Genomic DNA, 19,325 nt, shown 5'->3' on the forward strand with positions numbered 1-19,325 from the left:
TTGATTCGAATGTGCTTATTTGTTAGACTATACAATTTAAAATGGGTATGAATAGATGCCAGTTGATCGATCGTATGAACGTTCATGCCGGTCAGAAGGGTTGAATCCCGGATATCGTTTGGATTTGGATTGAAGGGTATTTTTGGCGAAATCCACTATCAAACGCCCATTATATTGAATAAATAGGCAAAATTACGCATATTTGCTATCTCTACAAACGCCATGGTAATATTTCCTTGTAGCTGCTCAACAATTTCAAATGAGGAGAGAGGAGACTATTTCCATGCAGACCAATTCATCCTTAAGTGAAAATTTGTTTACTGAAGCATTCACGCAGAATCCGTTTCCGACCTATGAACAAATGAGAGAGAAAGAACCGATTATGCGTATGCTTTTTCCCGACGGGCATTATGGCTGGATCATTACCAGGTATAGCGATGCTGTTGAGGCTTTGAAGGACCCTCGTTTTGTGAAGGATATGAGGAATGCTGGGATTGAAGAAGATATGCTCTTTATCAATAATAATATGTTGTTCTCCGATCCGCCGGATCATAAGAGATTGAGAGGTTTGGTACAAAAAGCCTTTACGCCGCAGCTGATTTCCGGCATGAGGGAACGGATCCAGCAAATCGCCGATGAACTGCTGGCGGAGGTAGAAGGCCAGGAGTCGATCAATCTGATCGATGAATATGCATTTCCACTGCCGATTATCGTAATCAGCGAAATGCTGGGCGTACCGAATTCGGACCGCGATAAGTTTCGGGTCTGGTCAAATGCGCTTATCGAGCGCTCTGGCCGGGAGCCAGATGAGGACGTGCGCAATTTAATCATGGAGTTCAGGGAGTATTTGGCGGACTGGTTTTCCAAAGTGAAACAACAGCCAGGCAATGATTTGATCAGCCAATTAATTATTGCGGAGGAACAAGGAGATCGGCTTACGGAGCATGAGCTGTTTAATCTGGTTATGCTGCTCATCATTGCTGGTCACGAAACGACTGTCAATTTGATCGGCAACGGTATTCTTGCACTGCTCCAGCATCCGGAACAGCTTCGGGCCCTGCAGAGCCGTCCGGAGCTGATTCATACAGCGATCGAAGAAGTGCTCCGTTACAACGGTCCCGTTGAATTCAGTACTGGCCGTTGGGTTAAGGAGGACCTTGAATTCAAGGGTGTATCTATGAAAAGAGGAGAATCCGTGATTATTTCCCTAAGCTCGGCAAACCGGGACCCGGAGCAGTTCAACGATCCCGATCTTTTTGATATTTCAAGGGAGAAGAGCCCGCATCTGGCCTTTGGCAAAGGCATCCATTTATGTCTCGGTGCGCCGCTCGCCCGGCTGGAAGGGGAAATTGCGATCAACACTCTGCTGAAGCGATATCCGAATATTCGGCTCAAAGTCGATGTAAGCGAGCTGGAATGGCGGCCGGGAATGATCGTCCGGGGAGTTAAGGAAATGCCGTTGTATTTGGAGTAGGACGTAAATACGCAACATATTAGGGGAGTGCGAAGGGGCTGTCCAAAGCGTGATCATCCGTGCTGGGGGCACCCCTCTTTTATACCAACTACTGGATACTAAGCTGTCTTGCAGGTCGTACAGTAAATGGATTTCATACATCTAATTATTCTCTAAACGAATGATGAAGGGGATTAGATGGATTTTATGCAGCTATTTCAAGAATCCATACCTTGTTTGGCAATTGTTCTGCTTCTAACGACATGAAATCCATTTAAATTTACATTTTCATCTTGGCCGTAGAAATTAACTACTATAGATCCATTTAGATAAGTCTTGAACTATTCAAAGGGTGTAGGGCAAGTAAGAAAGTAAGCAAGCAACTAGGTACGCAGGTGGGTAAGAAGGTATAATGTTCCTGCGGGCACTAGCCCCACATCCCTTGAATGATATACATACATAAGAGATAGCACTCCAGTCTTAGAGGCGACCACAAACATATATTCCGAAGTTAAAGGGGGGTTGTTATTCGTAGCCATCCGCAATTTTTCAAACGGGCGGAAGATGCTATAATAGGAACGTAAAATAATAAAAGAAAGCGGGAACAACATGGGTCGTAAATGGAATAATATTAAAGAGAAGAAAGCATCGAAGGATGCGAATACGAGTCGTATATATGCGAAGTTCGGCGTCGAGATCTACGTGGCAGCCAAGAAAGGGGAGCCGGATCCTGAATCGAACCGCGCATTGAAGGTCGTGCTTGAACGCGCCAAAACGTATAACGTGCCGAAGGCGATAATTGACCGTGCTTTGGACAAGGCTAAGGGCAGCTCGGAAGAAACCTATGAAGAGCTGCGTTATGAGGGCTTTGGGCCAAACGGTTCAATGGTCATTGTGGACACCTTGACGAATAACGTAAACCGGACGGCGCCCGAAGTACGCTCGGCCTTCAACAAGAACGGCGGAAGCATGGGAGTAAGCGGCTCGGTATCCTATATGTTCGATGCCACGGCAGTTATTGGCGTAGCGGATAAAACGATCGATGAAGTTTTTGAGATTCTGATGGAGGCGGACCTGGACGTCCGGGATATCATTGAGGAAGAGGACAACGTCATCGTTTATGCAGAGCCGGATCAGTTCCATGCTGTGCAGGAGGCTTTCCGCAGCGCCGGCATTTCGGAATTTACCGTGGCCGAGCTGACGATGCTGGCTCAGAACTACGTGAATCTTTCGGAGGAAGCGCAAGCGCAATTTGAGAAATTGATCGATGCACTGGAGGATTTGGAAGACGTACAGCAGGTATATCATAACGTGGAGCTGGAGGATTAATCCTTCTGCGCCCATACAAAATAAAGCAGCTTAATTTCTCTTGAAGAGATTTAAGCTGCTTTTTTCCGATCACCTATAAAAACAATTAGCCCCCAAACACGAGCTTTTCGATATGCTTCAGCACATGGCGAAGACCGTGCTCCTTCTCCATGAATCCGATCAGCGAGCGGATCAATACCGGCTTGTGCTGCTTGGCTTGCAATGCCTCCTGGAGCAGTTCAGCGGCTTCCTGCAGCTCAGCTTTTTTAAAATTTGTAATCTGCAGCTCAGGTATGGTGGTCATGAGGTCATTGAGCAGGTCAGGCAGTCTGTGGCGGGTACAAAAAGACTCTCCCTGCAGCGCAGATTGCATGTACACTTCCATATCCTCCCGTTTGAGCAGCGGAGGTCTGCTGGCGGCCTGTGTATTCGCTGCCATATCTTCCATGCAATGAACGATAAACTCAGCCACGTCGCGAAGAATGAGCGATCTTTTCTCGAACACCATCAGGAAAATGATCTCGCGAATAATTCCGTTATAAATGAAGACAAGGTCCCAGACGTTGGAGCGGATTCCTTCACCAAAAACCCGAATAAGGCTCTCTATATTACTTTTGAGCAGGCTCGCTCTCATTTGAAACAAAATGGGGGCGACCTTGCCATCAGGCGTCGAGAATTTCTTCATTTCCTGCATCATGTAATTGTTGTTCAAGAAAAATTCGCATTGGCATTCCGTTTCGCGGATAAAAATCTCCTTCGAGGACAGCGACTTGTCGCTTTGAATTTGCTCTTTCCGCTCAATCAAGCTCTCCTGCTGAGATAATAAAATTTCAATCAGGATGTCTTCCTTCGAGCTGAAAAAATTATATAAGGAGCCTTTGGCTACGCCGCAGTCGTCAGCAATATTTTGGATCGAGGTAGCAAGATATCCTTTTTCTAAAAAGAAACGCATCGCCGAATTCAAAATTTTCTGCTTGGTTACACTCAAAACCCTCACTCTTTCCCTAAAAAATGTTTGACATTGGTTCAAATTTAAGTAGAATTATTGTATTCAATGACCAGGCGGTTTTTTAAAAAACCATGTAGTCGTGACGAGTTTTTTGTTTTCCCCTATATCCTAACATATATTCGGGGAAATCATTACACAGAGAAATGGAGAGAAAATAACTCATGTCCAAAGACGCCATCCATGAACCGGCAGAGTTTTCTATGAAGTCGTTAATAGCTCCTCTGCTGGCGGTTATTCTGGGAATGATCATGGTTATTCTCGATAGTACGGTCATCAATGTGGCTATACCAAATTTGCAGCAATACTTCGGCACCTCGCTAAAGGCTATCCAGTGGACGATAACGGGATATACCCTGGCGTTGTCCGCCGTTATTCCGCTTGCGGGCTGGATGACGGATAAGTACGGCGCAAAGAAGGTATTCTTGATTACGATTACCTTGTTTACACTGGGCTCTGTACTATGTTCCTTGGCACAGACGTCCGAACAGCTCGTCATTTTCCGGGTGATTCAAGGGCTGGGCGGAGGCATGGTTGCTCCGATCGGCATGGCGATGGTGTTCAAGCTGGCTCCACCCGATAAGAGAGGGGCGGTCATGGGAATGCTGGGCATTCCGATGCTGCTTGCGCCAGCTTCTGGACCGATTTTATCGGGCTGGTTAATTAAAATCGCTTCATGGCATTGGATTTTCCTGATTAATCTGCCCATCGGCATCGCCGCGATCATTGTTGGTATTAAATTCCTGCCGAAGTTTGAGAGCAGGAAGGTTCCGGGGCTGGATATCCTGGGGATGATCCTGGCACCGATCGCGTTTGCAACGCTGGCTTTTGGCGTAAATGAAGGGGGAACGGAATGGTCCTCCCCGGTTACATTAACAGCACTCCTTGTTGGGGGCATCGCGCTGATTATTTTCATTATCGTAGAATTGAATAAAAAAGAACCGCTCCTCGAGCTGCGTGTCTTCGGCTCTTCCGATTTCACCAGGGGTGTGCTGCTATCCTGGATCGTGCAGATTGCGCTGTTCGGTGCGATTCTGATGGTGCCTCTCTATTTGCAGAACGTAAGAGGGTTTACGCCGCTGCAGAGCGGGTTCACGACGCTGGCCCAGGCGCTGGCCTCCATGACCATGATGCCGATTGGAGGAAGGCTGTTTGATAAATGGGGGGCGCGTCCGCTGGCCATGACCGGGTTGACTCTGATTTCCACGGCTTTGTTCCTGCTCTCACAGATCAAGGTAGATACGTCGATGATCATGGTTGTAATGCCGCTTATTCTTATGGGGGCAGGCATGGGCATGACGATGATGCCGTTAAATACGCATATTCTTAATTCGGCGCCCCGTAAGCTTGTGAATCGTGTGACACCGTTGACTTCGGCAACGCAGCAGGTTGTTACTTCCTTTGCTATCGCCGGATTGACGGGCTATTTAACTTCAAATATAACGAAGCATATGACGGCACCGGAGACAGCCGGAGATGTCATGGCGAGTTCAACGTTAGCGTTTGGCGATACCTTCTTTCTGACAGCTTGCATTGCGGTTTCCGGGCTGCTGCTCAGCATTCTGCTGCGCAAGCCGCGGAGCAAACCGGAGGAGGAGCTGCCGGAGAACGAATCGATGCCGGATGCTAAAGCGATGATTTCACATTAATCTGGATCAAGCTATCGGCCCTCAGACTTTCTATCCTATAGAAGGTTTGGGGGCTGTTCCTATTTTCGGTGCATGTTATTTTGGACATTGTTCACAAGTGAGCCGGCTATTAAACTACTCTAGCCCGCTTCTGATATGTTATCATGAGGAAAGCAACAATGATGATGTTATGTAGCAATTGCTAGAACGAATATCTCTGGAGAATGGATGGAGTATACATATGAAGTATCGTAATTTGGAAGAATGCGTCGTTGATTTGGAGAGACATGGGCATCTGGTTCGTATCCGTGAGGAAGTGGACCCTTATCTGGAAATGGCCGCTATTCATTTGCGCGTTTATGAAGCCGGAGGACCGGCACTTTTGTTTGAGAACATCAAGGGCACGAAATATCGGGCTGTCTCCAATCTTTTCGGTACGATCGAGCGGAGCAAGTTTATTTTTCGCAATACGTGGCAGGCGGCAGAGAACGTCATCGCTTTGCGCAATGATCCGATGAAAGCCTTGAAGAAGCCGTTTCAAAGCATGAGTTCCGGTTTAGCCGCCCTGACTGCGCTGCCTGTCAAGAAACCAGGGGGGCTGCCGTCCGGCATGCAGGAAATACAAATTTCGGATTTGCCGCAAATCCATCATTGGCCGATGGACGGAGGAGCGTTCATTACGCTTCCGCAAGTGTACACAGAGGATCCGGACAAGCCGGGAATTATGAATTCCAATCTGGGCATGTACCGCGTGCAGCTTAGCGGCAACGACTATGAGATCAACAGAGAAGTCGGTATGCACTATCAAATCCATCGCGGAATCGGCATTCACCAGGACAAGGCCAACAAGCTAGGTAAGCCGCTGAAGGTAAGCTGCTTTGTCGGCGGTCATCCAGCGCATTCCCTGGCTGCCGTCATGCCGCTGCCGGAGGGAATGAGCGAGCTGACGATTGCGGGAATGCTCTCCGGGCGGCGTTTTCGCTATAGTTATGTTGACGGCTATTGCATCAGCCATGACGCTGATTTCGTCATTACGGGTGAAATTCATCCCGGAGAGACAAAGCCGGAGGGACCTTTTGGTGATCATCTGGGCTACTATAGCTTGGTTCATCCTTTCCCCGTCATGAAGGTACACAAAGTATACGCGAAACCGAATGCTATCTGGCCGTTTACGGTTGTCGGACGTCCTCCGCAGGAGGATACGGCGTTTGGTGAGCTGATCCACGAGCTGACCGGTGATGCCGTCAAGCTGGAGGTTCCGGGCGTGAAAGAGGTACAGGCGGTTGACGCTGCAGGCGTGCATCCGCTCCTGTTCGCGATCGGCAGCGAGCGATATACGCCGTACCAGGAGGTCAAGCAGCCGGCCGAGCTGTTGACAATTGCCAATCATATTCTAGGAACGAACCAATTGAGCTTGGCGAAATATTTGTTTATTACCGCCGAAGATAAGCAGCCGCTAAGCACTTATCGCGAAGTCGAATTCTTGAGCTATATTCTAGAGCGTATCGACCTGCATCGGGATATCCATTTTCATACGAACACGACAATCGATACACTTGATTATTCCGGTACAGGACTGAACACCGGGAGCAAGGTTGTTTTTGCAGCATATGGGGAGAAGAAAAGGGAGCTCTGTACGGAGGTTCCTGACGGGCTGAAGGACATGCGCGGCTATGAAAACGTCCGTTTCGTCCTGCCGGGCATCGTCGCCATGGAGGGACCAGCGTTTAGAGATTACGCGAGCGCGAATAAGGAGATGGATGAGCTCAGCAAGGCGATCGCGGCAAAAGGAGAATTCCCTTCCTGCCCAATGATTATTCTATGCGACGACAGCGAGTTTCTGAGCGCATCTCTGAGCAATTTTCTCTGGGTGACCTTCACGCGCAGCAATCCGTCTCATGATATTTACGGAGTAAACAGCTATTACGACAACAAGCATTGGGCTTGTGACAACGTCATTATCGATGCCCGCAGCAAGCCACATCAAGCGCCGCCGCTCATTCCCGACCCGGCGGTGGAGAAGAACATTGAGCGCTTGTTTGTTAAAGGTGCTAGTTTAGGTGGGATCAAGATAGGATAGAATGATCTCGTCCCTAAAAGGGATGAGATCATTTTTTTGCAACCCTCTAGTCCAAGGTATTTATGTTGCCGTGTGTTTGCGCGGACTTGAAAAATATTATTGTTATAAGAAATCTCAAGTAGGCCTTGATTATCGTCTACTAGCTTTTTTATACTTTTCAATCCAATGCCACGTGAGCGTGCGGACTTAGAAGAGCAAATTTCTCCGTGAATATTTGTTCGAATAACATTAACATAGGGATTTGAAATTCTTATAAACAAACTTTCATTCAGGTAATGTAACTGTATTTTTATATATCCATTGCTATTGTTTTTTTCTTTACATGCTTCTATTGCATTGTCCAACGCGTTACCCAAAAGAACACTGATTAGAGTTGTGTCTAGATCCAGTCTAGGTGGGATGTTTACATCCAAGTAAAAAGGAATGTTATTTTTTGCGGCAACCTGACTTTTGTAATTAATTATCGAATCGATAATAATATTTCCATTATTCGAAATGCCTAGTGGTTTTTCGATATTTCCAAGTAATTGGTCTAATTCCTTAATGCCTTTTTCACTTTCACCAGATTGAAGTTTCGCACGTAGTCCAAGAAGTATATTTTTAAAGTCATGTTGAAACTTAATGGATTCTTCCTGCATTTCTTTTGTTAAGAAATATTGATTCACATAATATGCGTTTTGTTGCTCTAACAATCGACTTTTGTTCTGAATAGATTGGACACAAACAACGCGATCACATAACACAAACATTAAAAAATTAATCATAAGCAATCCAGTTGATGTTATGGGAAATAAAACAGGATTAGTACGAAACAATAAATTGGTAGATAATTGAACTATACATATAATACTTATAAATGGACAACAAAATAAGAAGATCCAATGCCATGCTGTTAATGTACCGTTTCCATATGCTTTAGTTACACGCACTAGTATGAAAGCTAACATAAACATCATAAATTTTGAAAGAAAGAGTGTAATAATATATCCACTTGTAGAAGAAACAGGCGGCATCGCCGCATCACATAGGAAGATAAGTGCTACAATGAACAAAGCGGCACTAATCCTCCACTTTAAATTCCCCTTGTACAAAAGTGATAGTAAAATTATTAGTCCTATGTTTATTAGAAGTGAAACTGATCCAGTCAATGGACTGAAACGCAGCGAAGCGTGCATACAAAATAGAGGCAGTAAGTGATAACAAGATTAGATTTACTCTCAATACGGCAATTGAAGCAATGTCCAAAAAAATAATGAATAATAAACGGTAGAAAGGAAAGCGTTGCTAAATAAAATAACTCTTCCAAAATTATATTATCCAATCAAACTCCCCCTGAACTTTAAATAGTTTTTCTTTACAGAGGCACTGTTCCTTTCGCTGATTGGTAATTGTATTCCAGTTACTAGAAATACCTTTTTATAGCTAATCTCCCTAATATAGTGAAAATTCACTATGTAAGATTGATGGATTCTTATGAAGTTGGTAAAAGGGAGCTTTTTCTCTTCCTCACTTAATGTGCTGTAGTATTGAATCTCATTATCTTTAGTATAAAGATGAATTTTTCTAATTTTACTCTCCAAATATACAATATCCCGGAATGGAACTAAGATTTCTCTCCCTTTTTGATGTATTGGAAGGAAGTTTTTTTTACCTTCCTGTCGCTTATGGATGGCTTTCTTAATAGGCAGTTTCTAATTTATTTTTAAATGCTAGTGATTCGATAGGTTTTTTAATAAAACCTGAGGGCTGAACATCAAAAAGCTGTATATGGTATTCTTCGTGACTCGAAATATATATCAGCTGCACAAGATCATTATTATCATCTGCTCTCAAAATATGCCCAGCTTGAATACCATCAATACCCTCCATCTCAATATCCATAAAAATAATATCGAATGGGCAGGCATTCTGAATGGCCTTAGTGAAGCTTTTGCCTGAGTAAAAAATAGAAATTTCTATTTTTTCAGGAAAGTTGTTCAGTGTATCCAATATTAACGCTTCGACAAATTCTGTTGTCCTCAAATCATCATCACAAACAGCGATATGAATCACGCAATCATTCCTTTCAAAAATTACCTGCAATATATTATACAATTTTAGGAATTATACCCATATGATGATTGTTTCTTTCGGTGATTAAACCTCGTTAATTACAAAATTAGCCTTATTATGAACAACTTGTGTTAGAAATCTTTATACGAATGATAATATTACTTTGTAAATAAATTATTATCAAGTCAGATGTTATGAAAGCGTAGAAGCAAGAGGAGGAAAATTCTAGTTGGAGCCAACAATTTTTGAAGCAAAAGGATTAACAAAGAAATATGGATCATCATTTGCACTCCAGAACTTAAATATGACGGTTAGAAGCAGAGAAATATATGGTTTTGTAGGTGAAAATGGAGCTGGAAAAACAACTCTTATGAGAATTATCGGTGGTTTGGTTCAACCAACATGTGGTGAAATGTCGCTTTTCGGTGAATGTGATAAAAATCGACTTAACCTAGTTAGAAGACAGATTGGATGCTTAATTGAATCGCCCGCTCTTTATCCAAATCTGAACGCGAAAGAAAATCTGACATTTTATTGTCGCATTTATGGTGTTAAAGATGAAAGCAGGATTTCAGATGTGTTGCAAGCAGTATCCTTATCAGATGTGGGGAACAAGAATATATCGAATTATTCTCTTGGAATGCGGCAGCGCTTGGGACTTGCCATTGCTCTTCTTAACAAACCTAAATTTCTGGTTTTGGACGAACCAATTAATGGGCTTGATCCCACCGGAATTATAGAAATTCGAAAAACACTAGAATATTTGGCATATGAAAAAGGCGTGTCTATTTTAATTTCCAGCCATATTTTAAGTGAACTACAGCTACTAGCTACAAAATTCGGTTTTATCCATAAAGGACGTTTAATTAGAGAGATTTCCGCTGACGAACTATTAAAATCTTCGAAAACACAGATAGTCATTCGAACACCAGAACCAGAGGAAGCCGTTAATTTACTAAAAAATGAGCTCGGTATAAATTCAATTAAAATTACTGAATCTAGGGAGATTCATATCCCTAAAGAAAGTACAGATCTTGAAATGCTAATGTCTGTTTTTCTGCAGCGAAGAATTCAAATTGAAGGAATTAACCTGTCTACTCCAAATCTTGAAAATTATTATATGGAGTTAATGAAGGGGAGCGAATAGTGATAAATTTCCTGAAAGGTCAATCATATTACTTGAAAAAGGATTCAACTTTTAGAAGTATTAGTTTGATATTTTTGATTGCAGGTATGGTCCTGCCTCTTTGGATTGGAGCAAAAACAGGGTTTGAAATAAGCAGTCCTTGGCAACCTTTAATCACAGCAATTCCCTTGTCCCTTTTTCTTTATTTTATTATTCCTATACATGTATGTTTTTTTGCTACCGAGGGTTTTGAATATGGATCGGTAAAAATTATCATTGCTTCGGGTAAAAGTAGGTCGTCTTACTTTATAGGAAAATATATCACAGAAATTACAGTTATACTTTTTTGGATTTTTCAATTTTTTTTCATTTACTATGTAATATCTATAGTTGCATCTCTCCTAGCAGGTACTCACATAAGGACTGATGATGTACGAGGAGATCTGATAACTGCAATTACGGCAATAGGATTCAATGTTTTATATTTAATGGCTTACTCTGCTATCGTTATGATGGTAGGGATTTTCACTAAGAAATCGGCCTCAACAGTAATTATAACTTTTCTTATCATATTCATTGACTTTATACTCAGTGGTTATCTCAAAGACTCAAGTCTCCCTTTTTTACGGATGGTATCTAACAACACATTAATGACTCAGATTATGAAATTTAATGGGTTATATATTTTCAACTCCCAGCAGATATTGCTGTCAGGGTTGAATGACTACTTTCGTGTGGCAATCATTCCAATAATCATCGTATTTATTTGTTTAACCATTACATTGATCTCGTTTGAAAAAAGTGATATCCATACTTAGCAAGTTTTGAGAGCGAGGTTATGAGCTCCCGTCTCTTTCAGAGACGGGAGCTGTTTTTTGTGACAGAAGGACTAGTCATTACTCTACTCTTATAAAATATTTGTTTGCCCCCTTCCTAATATCTAGTTCCTAGTAAGAGATGTGAATATTATATATAGAGATTTGGAACTACGGGGAGGTAATGAGGATGAAACTGTTTGAACTGCAGCGCCCATATGATCTTGTTATGAGCCTTGGTTATAATTGCATGACAGCATACCAGTTGAAGAGATTATCGCTTAGAAGCTTTTCAGGACCTGTCGATTGGGTGATTATCCATGAGGTAAGCGACTTAATTCGTCTGCTGGACAATCGTTTTCAGGGATATATGGAGGAACAAAATCTAAAGATATTGGGCACCCATAATGGGTATTTTTCGGTTCAGGACACGGAATACAAAGCGCATTCCTTTCACGACTTTCCATGCTCTGGCGGTAATCAGACGATAGCGAATTATTCTGAATTTAAAGAGAAATTGGACAGACGCATCAGCCGTTTCATCAGCTTAGCTGCCCAAGCAGATTCGGCTTTGTTTGTCCGCGAGCGCTGCAGCTATGAGGATGCGGTACGTTTGAGAGATAGCCTGGCTTCTTTGGTCAAAGGCAAGACGCATTTATTAATAATTAACTATACGAGGGAAGGCAGACTCGTTGAGCATAATTGGGTGGATGACGGCATTTGCAGCGTAGACGTAAATCTCGATGTCGATGATGAATTTCTTCGTGATTCATATTGGAACGATGCCTTTCGGGGGGTGTCATTAATTCAAAAATGACGGGTGATTTGCCCAAGCAAAGGGCATAATCTACAAATATGATGAACTAACTACTCGTACAGAATGGAGCAAGGATCAGGGAGAGGATAGAAATTGCCCAGACCGATAAACTTTATTACCGTTGAAAGCGAAAGCTATACCCGTATCATTACAAGTATCGTTGATCCGATCCGAAAATACCTGCCCGACAGTCTGGTTTCGGATCGCCGGGCGTTGAAGGACGCGGTAAACGTTCATTTTTTTAATGAAAAGGAGTACAGGAGCGAGGTTGCGCATTGCGGCATCAATGTCAGTATGTTTCATGGGATTGCAGACAAACAGATCCGTACAGGGGAGCAAGTCGGCTTTCATGATTATGTCCTTGTTCCGGGACCGGTATGGGTAAACCAACTGGTTCGCGACGGAGTGCCTAGAAGGAAATTGTTTATCGTAGGTTATCCTAAGCTAGATCCTTTATTCACTATCCAGCCGCCAGCTGAATCAACCAAGCAAACCGTATTATATGCACCAACCCATTCTAAATCCTGTTCTTCTTATCCTGCATTCAAGGAATTTCTTAACCGCTTTCCTTCACATATTCATTTCGATGTATCTTTGCACCCCTATGATCAGGTTCATCCCAAACCAACCATGGAAGAGCTTGTGGCAGCAGATGTAGTGATTTCCGACACCAGCAGCATTGTTTATGAAGCCTGGTCCTTGGGAAAACCCGTCATCTTTCCTGATTGGCTTGTCAAGGACAAAGTCATCAGTGATTGGCCAAACTCCATTCCCGCAAAAATTTATAGTGAGAAAATCGGCTACCATGCTTACAACTTCGACCATATGATTGAACTGATTGATCTCACTTTGACTCAAGGGATTGACAGAAAAGCCCAGCAATTCATGAGGCAGATTCTCCCTCAAAGGCTAAGAGGAAAATCCGGAGAAGTCACAGCACAGGTTCTTCAGAAAATAGCAAAGCTATAAACCGAAGCTGTAGAGGGGATGGACCTAACATTAAGAGGAGGACACCCATGAAGGTGATCATACTTGCTGCGGGAATGGGCTCCCGGCTAAAACCGTTAACGAACCATATGCCAAAGACGATGATCACGGTAGGCAATCAAACGCTGATTGAAAACATTATTCAGGGGCTAATAGACATCCAGCTCTCGGAAATAGCGATAATAACGGGCTACCAGCACGAAGTGCTTGAGATTTTTTTGAGGCGAAGATTCCCTACAGTGCGGCTGCAGTTTATATATAATGATCAATATTCAGTAAAAGACAACATTTATTCTTTTTCTTTAGCAGAGGAATACGTCGGAAATGAAGAGTTGCTGTGTATTTGTTCGGATATATATTGTAAGCCAAAGCTGCTGCTAAGAGCGGTTCAAGCGCCGTTCGATATTCTCATGGTGGATGATACGAAAGAAATTCCTTCTGGGGCAATGAAGGTTAGAGTGAATCGTGAAGGCTATATAACTAAAATAAGCAAAGAGCTTACTGTAGAAGAAGGCAAAGGTGAAATCGTCGGTATTTCCAAAATATCCGCATCTAATACGGCCTTCATTTTCAAGCGGGTCGCGACTTATTTAGACAAAGGTATAGTAAACGTCTGGTGGCCCTATGCAATAAATGACGTCCTGGAGCAAATCGAACTGCGTCCATGGTCTACAGATGGCATAGGCTGGGTAAATGTGAATACCTTCGACGATTTGAAAGAGGCCATAAATATTGCTAATGATTAAAAAGAAGAGCAGATTTTTAATCTGGTCTCTTTTTTTATACCCATATTATAGTAGCAATTGGTAGAGCAGTTGCTTTAATATGGTTGGAGGAACTTGTATTTAGACAGGGAGGATATATAGGATGGCCGAGCCGTTAAAGTTAATGTATAACAAGGATTTTCTAAGCGGATTTGCTAAGAAGGTGAAGCGAGCCTATAGCGAATTTGACGCAGCTTCATTTATCACGGAAGTATTGACTGAGCCATGGAGCGAACTAGAGTTAAAAGCCAGAATACGAAAAATCAGCTCCACGCTGGGACACTTTCTTCCCGGCGATTATGAAGAGGCGATCAAGGTACTCTATCAAATAGATGAGCAGTGCGTAGGGTTCCCGTATTTATTCTTTCCCGATTTTGTGGAGGTATACGGTCAGGCCAACGAGCATTGGGAGCTTTCCATGCAGGCATTGGAGCGTTTTACGTCCAAATCAACCGCAGAATTTGCAGTACGGCCGTTCCTGCTGCGAGATCCGGAGCGGATGATGCAGCAAATGATGATTTGGTCGAAGCATGATAACGAGCATGTGCGCCGTCTTGCCAGCGAAGGCTGCCGGCCGCGTTTGCCTTGGGGACAAGCTTTGCCGATGTATAAACGCGACCCTGCGCCGCTGCTTCCCTTGCTGGAAGGGTTGAAGGCCGATCCGTCATTATATGTGCGAAAAAGCGTGGCCAATAACCTGAATGATATTACGAAGGATCATCCAGCCGTGGTGATCCGGTTAGCCCGCGAATGGTTTGGCGAACATCCGGACACAGACTGGATCGTCAGGCATGCGTGCCGCAATTTAATTCGCAAAGCCGACCCTGTAATCATGAAGTTGTTCGGATATACGGATACGGCGGCCGCGGGAAAGGCGCCGCTAGTGTCTAATGCTGTATTATCCGTGGACAAAGCCATAGTTGCGATCGGAGATAACAGTGAGTTTGGCTATGAGCTTCGTTTTCGCGAAGGGGATCCTGTTCGAGTTCGAATCGAATACGGCATCGATTTTGTGAAGGCAAACGGACAGACATCGCGCAAGCTATTTCGATTAGTAGACCGTACTTTGCCTGGCGGAGCACGGTATGCAGGTTCACGGAAGCATAGCTGGAAGGATTTGACGACCCGCCGCCATTATCCTGGCGAGCACCGGATCACTCTGTTGGTTAATGGGCAAGAGGTAGCATCTGAAGCTATTGAAGTGATAGCCCAGAACTAGACGCAAACGAACTAGATTATAAAATGAACATAGATGATGCCCATATGCTGGCCGCATTAAACATCTTACATTCCCTGTCAAAGAATTGATTTTTATCAATAAAGGGGGAAGGTACAGATGTTTTTTTATTTATTAGTTTTTTTCATAAAATATTAGTCCTGCAAACAAGAATAGGGTAATTATGGTTAGAAGGTTGACAACCTGTATATACAAGTATATTATGTTTAACGTACAACCTGTATATACAAGATAATAAGGAGGGGGATGCTTCATGGAAAGCAAAGGAAACCTGCCTCGGGATTGGTGGAGAACGTCAACGGTTTATCAGGTATACCCCAAAAGCTTCAAGGACACAACAGGCAGCGGTACCGGCGATATCCGCGGGGTTACGGAGAAGCTTGACTATATAAAGGGCTTAGGCATCGATATTGTATGGCTGCAGCCGGTGTATGTATCTCCGCAAAATGATAACGGTTACGATGTAGCTGATTACTACAATATCGATCCCGCTTTCGGGACGATGGAGGATTTTGATGAGCTCGTTAGGGAGCTGAAACGAAGAGACATGCATCTGATGATCGATATCGTGGTGAATCATTCGTCCACTGAGCATCGCTGGTTCAAGGAGGCGAAATCCTCTCGTAACAACCATTACCGCGATTACTATATTTGGAGAGACCCGGCTGCGGATGGAGGTCCCCCGAACAACTGGCAGTCCAAATTTGGCGGTTCGGCATGGCAATACGATGAGGGGACGGGTCAGTATTTCCTTACTCTATTCGATAAGACCCAAGCGGATCTAAATTGGGAGAATGACAAGGTTAGGCAGGAGGTCGTCGATCTGCTCACCTTCTGGGCGAAAAAAGGCGTAAGCGGATTCCGCATGGATGTTATTAACCTTATTTCCAAGGACCAAAGCTTTCCCATGGACGACGGATCGGTGCCTCCAGGAGACGGGCGGAGATTTTATACCGATGGGCCGCGCGTTCATGAGTACGTGAAGGAGCTGAACGCCAAAGTGTTCGCGCCTTATAATTTGGTTACGGTGGGAGAAATGTCTTCCACAACGATGGAGCATTGTATCCGTTACTCAAATCCGGATGAAGATGAGTTCTCGATGACGTTCAATTTCCATCATTTGAAGGTGGATTACCCGAACGGACAAAAATGGGAGCTCAAACCGTATGATTTCGAGGAACTTAAGCAGCTGCTCTCCGATTGGCAAATCGGCATGCAGCAGGGCGGAGGCTGGAATGCGCTATTCTGGAACAATCATGATCAGCCGCGGGCGTTAACCCGATTTACGGATGACGGCGAATTCCGGGAAGAAAGCGCCAAGCTGCTTGCGACCACACTTCATGGCCTGCAAGGCACGCCTTATGTGTATCAGGGCGAGGAAATCGGCATGCCTGACCCGAAATGGAACGACATAACCGAATTCCGCGACATCGAATCACTTAATATGTATGAGATCCTAATGCAGAGGGGTAAAACTCCAGATGAGGCCGCCCATATCGTAAGGGTTCGTTCCAGAGACAATTCGCGGCTGCCTATGCTGTGGGACGACAGCGATCAGGCCGGGTTTACAACCGGTACGCCGTGGATAAAGATCGATGAGCGTTACCCGCTGATTAATGCGAAGTCGCAGGTGGAAGACCCGGAATCGATCTATCATCACTACCGGCGGTTAATCGAGCTGCGCAAGAGAATTCCGGTTTTGACGGACGGGACGTATGAGCGCCTTGATGAAGGGCATCCCCGCGTTTATGCTTATGCTAGAAAGAACGCGGAGCAGATACTGGTAGTTATTTCGAACTTCAGCCGTGAAGAGGTACAGTTTGAGCTGCCAGGCAGGTTCACAGCGAATCTCTCCACTGCGTATTCTAAGGAGCTGCTGCTAGGGAATACGAAGGATACGCCGGACCTTGCAGCTTCCATCAAGCTTCCGCCGTATGGATCCTACATGTGGAATGTTAATATGATTAATTAAAATATTTAACATCATGAATTACCACTCATTCTTATAAAGTCAGGAGCAGATGACGATGGCGAACATAGATCGCAAAAATGTGGAGCGCATCATCCAAGCCGTTGGCGGCAAAGACAATATCGAAGCGGCTACGCATTGCGTGACCCGATTGAGATTTGCCCTTGTGGATGAAAGCAAGGTTGATTCCAAGGCATTGGACGAAAATGATCTCGTCAAAGGGCAGTTCTCGACTCAGGGCCAATTCCAGGTCGTAATCGGACCGGGTCTGGTCGATCAGGTCTATGATGAGATGCTCAAAATTACCGGGGGAGCAAGATCGAGCAAAGATGACGTTAAGACACTCGCCAGCAAGAAACAAAATCCGCTTCAGCGGGCGATCAAGACGCTGGCCGATATTTTCATTCCAATATTGCCTGCGATCGTAATGGCGGGTTTGCTGCTCGGTATTAACAACATTCTGACGGGACCGGATATTTTCTATGCAGGCCAGTCACTCATTGAAGTACACCCGCAGTGGGCAGACGTTGCTTCGATCATCAACCTGATTGCAAGCACAGCCTTCGCCTTCCTGCCGGTATTGATTGGATGGTCCGCGGTGCGGCAATTTGGCGGAAGCCCGCTGCTGGGGATCGTGCTTGGCCTTATTCTGGTCAATCCCGATCTGATGAGCGCTTATCAATACGCCGATGCCAAACTTGCAGGCACGGTGCCGGTCTGGAATCTCTTCGGTCTAGATGTCGAGAAGATCGGTTATCAAGGGCAGGTGCTTCCAGTCCTGGTATCCGCGTATCTTTTAGCGAAAATCGAGAGCTTCCTGAACAAACGCGTGCATGATTCGATTAAGCTGCTTGTTGTAGCCCCCGTAGCCTTGCTGGTGACCGGATTCCTTGCGTTTGTCGTTGTAGGGCCGATCACGTTTGCAATCGGTAACGTACTAACGTCAGGGCTGGTTAGCATTTTTGATTCTTTTGCCGCGCTTGGCGGTTTGATTTATGGGGGATTGTACTCCTTGCTGGTCATCACGGGAATGCACCATACCTTCCTAGCCGTCGATATTCAGCTCATCGGCAGCCAAGGCGGAACCTTCCTGTGGCCGATGCTGGCTTTGGCGAATATAGCGCAGGGCGCCGCGGCGCTTGCAATGATGTTCGTTACCAGAGAGCAGAAAGCCAAAGGGCTGGCCGTAACATCATCAATTTCCGCCTTCTTGGGAGTTACTGAGCCGGCTATCTTTGGCGTGAATGTACGCCACAGATACCCTTTTATTTTCGGAATGATCGGTTCCGGGATCGCGGGCGTGATTTTAGCCATTAATAATGTTCTAGCGTCCTCGATCGGGGTCGGCGGCATTCCTGGCTTTCTGTCGATTTTCCCGAACCAATGGGGCATCTTCTTCCTGGGAATGGTCATAGTGCTTGTCATTCCCTTTGCGGGAACTCTCTTGTATGGCAAGTATCGCTTGTCCAAGACAGGTTCGGCGGTAAACGCTGCAGCGGAAGAACCTAAGAAAGAGGAAGTTCAACCTCAAACTGAAGTACAAGCTAATTCGGACAAGCTTCCCATGGATATCGCGGCGCCGATAAGCGGTGAAATTGTGCCTTTGTCCGAAGTTCCTGACCCTGCTTTTGCGGAGAAGCAGATGGGACAAGGCATTGCTATCATTCCGTCAGAGGGCAAGGTATTTGCTCCGTTTGACGGTACGGTTGCCCACCTGATCAAGAGCAAGCATGCATTGATTTTAACAGATACGAACGGTATTCAGATTTTGATTCATGTCGGTATCAACACCGTTTCCTTGAAAGGCGAAGGCTTTACCGCTCACGTTGAGACAGGGGCTTCCATTACTAAGGGGCAGCTGCTGCTTGAATTCGACATGGAGCGGATTGAGCAGGCTGGACTTCCAGTCATTACACCAGTGATCGTGCCGGACGGACAGGACGTCATTGATCAGGTTAAGGAATATGAAGGACCAGCGGTTCACAGCGATACGACAGTGCTGCAGGTTACGCTCAGATAAGAATTCGGCTCTAAGGAGCGGGGCCGTAATGACATTGCCACAAATCATGATACAATGATGTAG

Annotated in this window: 16 protein-coding genes; 12 read left to right on the top strand and 4 right to left on the bottom strand. The window is 44.8% G+C overall.

Annotation, left to right across the window (positions count from 1 at the left end):
* Nucleotides 1–283 precede the first annotated feature (283 nt).
* Both GNP95_RS12600 and GNP95_RS12605 read left to right on the top strand, forming a co-directional pair.
* Complete coding sequence (locus GNP95_RS12600) at nt 284–1,474, top strand: cytochrome P450 family protein (RefSeq protein ID WP_155611206.1); 1,191 nt, start codon at nt 284–286, stop codon at nt 1,472–1,474.
* A 588-nt stretch (nt 1,475–2,062) separates the two neighbouring features.
* Nucleotides 2,063–2,782, top strand: coding sequence for a YebC/PmpR family DNA-binding transcriptional regulator (locus GNP95_RS12605; protein ID WP_155611207.1), 720 nt, complete (start codon nt 2,063–2,065; stop codon nt 2,780–2,782).
* An 85-nt stretch (nt 2,783–2,867) separates the two neighbouring features.
* Here GNP95_RS12605 and GNP95_RS12610 read toward each other — a convergent pair whose 3' ends face one another.
* Entirely contained in the window at nt 2,868–3,749 is an 882-nt protein-coding gene (locus GNP95_RS12610; RefSeq protein WP_155611208.1) for a TetR/AcrR family transcriptional regulator, read from the bottom strand.
* Nucleotides 3,750–3,931: 182 nt separating this feature from the next.
* On the opposite strand from GNP95_RS12610, the gene GNP95_RS12615 reads away from it, so the two are divergent.
* Together GNP95_RS12615 and GNP95_RS12620 are read left to right on the top strand one after the other, a co-directional pair.
* Nucleotides 3,932–5,416, top strand: a complete 1,485-nt coding sequence (locus tag GNP95_RS12615; protein ID WP_155611209.1) for an MDR family MFS transporter — start codon at nt 3,932–3,934, stop codon at nt 5,414–5,416.
* A gap of 220 nt (nt 5,417–5,636) precedes the next feature.
* On the top strand, nt 5,637–7,475 hold the full coding sequence (locus tag GNP95_RS12620) for a UbiD family decarboxylase (protein WP_155611210.1): 1,839 nt from the start codon (nt 5,637–5,639) through the stop codon (nt 7,473–7,475).
* Here GNP95_RS12620 and GNP95_RS12625 read toward each other — a convergent pair.
* The 3 genes from GNP95_RS12625 to GNP95_RS12635 all read right to left on the bottom strand — a co-directional run bounded on the left by GNP95_RS12625 (nt 7,379) and on the right by GNP95_RS12635 (nt 9,569).
* Nucleotides 7,379–8,527, bottom strand: coding sequence for a sensor histidine kinase (locus GNP95_RS12625; RefSeq protein ID WP_196427163.1), 1,149 nt, complete (start codon nt 8,525–8,527; stop codon nt 7,379–7,381). The genes GNP95_RS12620 and GNP95_RS12625 overlap by 97 nt on opposite strands.
* Before the next feature lie 261 nt (nt 8,528–8,788).
* Nucleotides 8,789–9,163: a LytR/AlgR family response regulator transcription factor gene (locus GNP95_RS26740; protein ID WP_155611320.1), complete on the bottom strand. Its 375-nt coding sequence runs from the start codon at nt 9,161–9,163 to the stop codon at nt 8,789–8,791.
* The gene (locus tag GNP95_RS12635; protein ID WP_155611212.1) at nt 9,153–9,569 is read right to left on the bottom strand and encodes a LytR/AlgR family response regulator transcription factor; all 417 of its coding nucleotides are present in this window, start codon (nt 9,567–9,569) and stop codon (nt 9,153–9,155) included. Before GNP95_RS12635 ends, GNP95_RS26740 begins: the two co-directional genes overlap by 11 nt.
* Nucleotides 9,570–9,756: 187 nt before the next feature.
* On the opposite strand from GNP95_RS12635, the gene GNP95_RS12640 reads away from it, so the two are divergent.
* The 8 genes from GNP95_RS12640 to treP all read left to right on the top strand — a co-directional run bounded on the left by GNP95_RS12640 (nt 9,757) and on the right by treP (nt 19,262).
* A complete protein-coding gene (locus tag GNP95_RS12640) occupies nt 9,757–10,674 on the top strand; it encodes an ABC transporter ATP-binding protein (RefSeq protein ID WP_155611213.1) in 918 nt (305 codons plus the stop codon).
* Between the two features lie 32 nt (nt 10,675–10,706).
* Entirely contained in the window at nt 10,707–11,471 is a 765-nt protein-coding gene (locus tag GNP95_RS12645) for a hypothetical protein (RefSeq protein ID WP_155611214.1), read from the top strand.
* A 187-nt stretch (nt 11,472–11,658) separates the two neighbouring features.
* Entirely contained in the window at nt 11,659–12,285 is a 627-nt protein-coding gene (locus tag GNP95_RS12650) for a DUF1796 family putative cysteine peptidase (RefSeq protein ID WP_196427165.1), read from the top strand.
* 213 nt (nt 12,286–12,498) lie between these two features.
* Entirely contained in the window at nt 12,499–13,254 is a 756-nt protein-coding gene (locus tag GNP95_RS12655; RefSeq protein WP_155611216.1) for a hypothetical protein, read from the top strand.
* A gap of 47 nt (nt 13,255–13,301) precedes the next feature.
* Nucleotides 13,302–14,018, top strand: coding sequence for a phosphocholine cytidylyltransferase family protein (locus tag GNP95_RS12660; RefSeq protein ID WP_155611217.1), 717 nt, complete (start codon nt 13,302–13,304; stop codon nt 14,016–14,018).
* Nucleotides 14,019–14,139: 121 nt separating this feature from the next.
* Nucleotides 14,140–15,255, top strand: a complete 1,116-nt coding sequence (locus tag GNP95_RS12665) for a DNA alkylation repair protein (RefSeq protein WP_155611218.1) — start codon at nt 14,140–14,142, stop codon at nt 15,253–15,255.
* A 271-nt stretch (nt 15,256–15,526) separates the two neighbouring features.
* A complete protein-coding gene (gene treC, locus GNP95_RS12670; protein WP_155611219.1) occupies nt 15,527–17,245 on the top strand; it encodes an alpha,alpha-phosphotrehalase in 1,719 nt (572 codons plus the stop codon).
* Nucleotides 17,246–17,300: 55 nt separating this feature from the next.
* Nucleotides 17,301–19,262, top strand: a complete 1,962-nt coding sequence (treP, locus tag GNP95_RS12675; protein WP_155611220.1) for a PTS system trehalose-specific EIIBC component — start codon at nt 17,301–17,303, stop codon at nt 19,260–19,262.
* Nucleotides 19,263–19,325 lie beyond the last annotated feature (63 nt).

It is taken from the genome of Paenibacillus woosongensis (genome assembly GCF_009725165.1).
GTDB classification, from domain to species: Bacteria; Bacillota; Bacilli; order Paenibacillales; family Paenibacillaceae; genus Fontibacillus; species Fontibacillus woosongensis.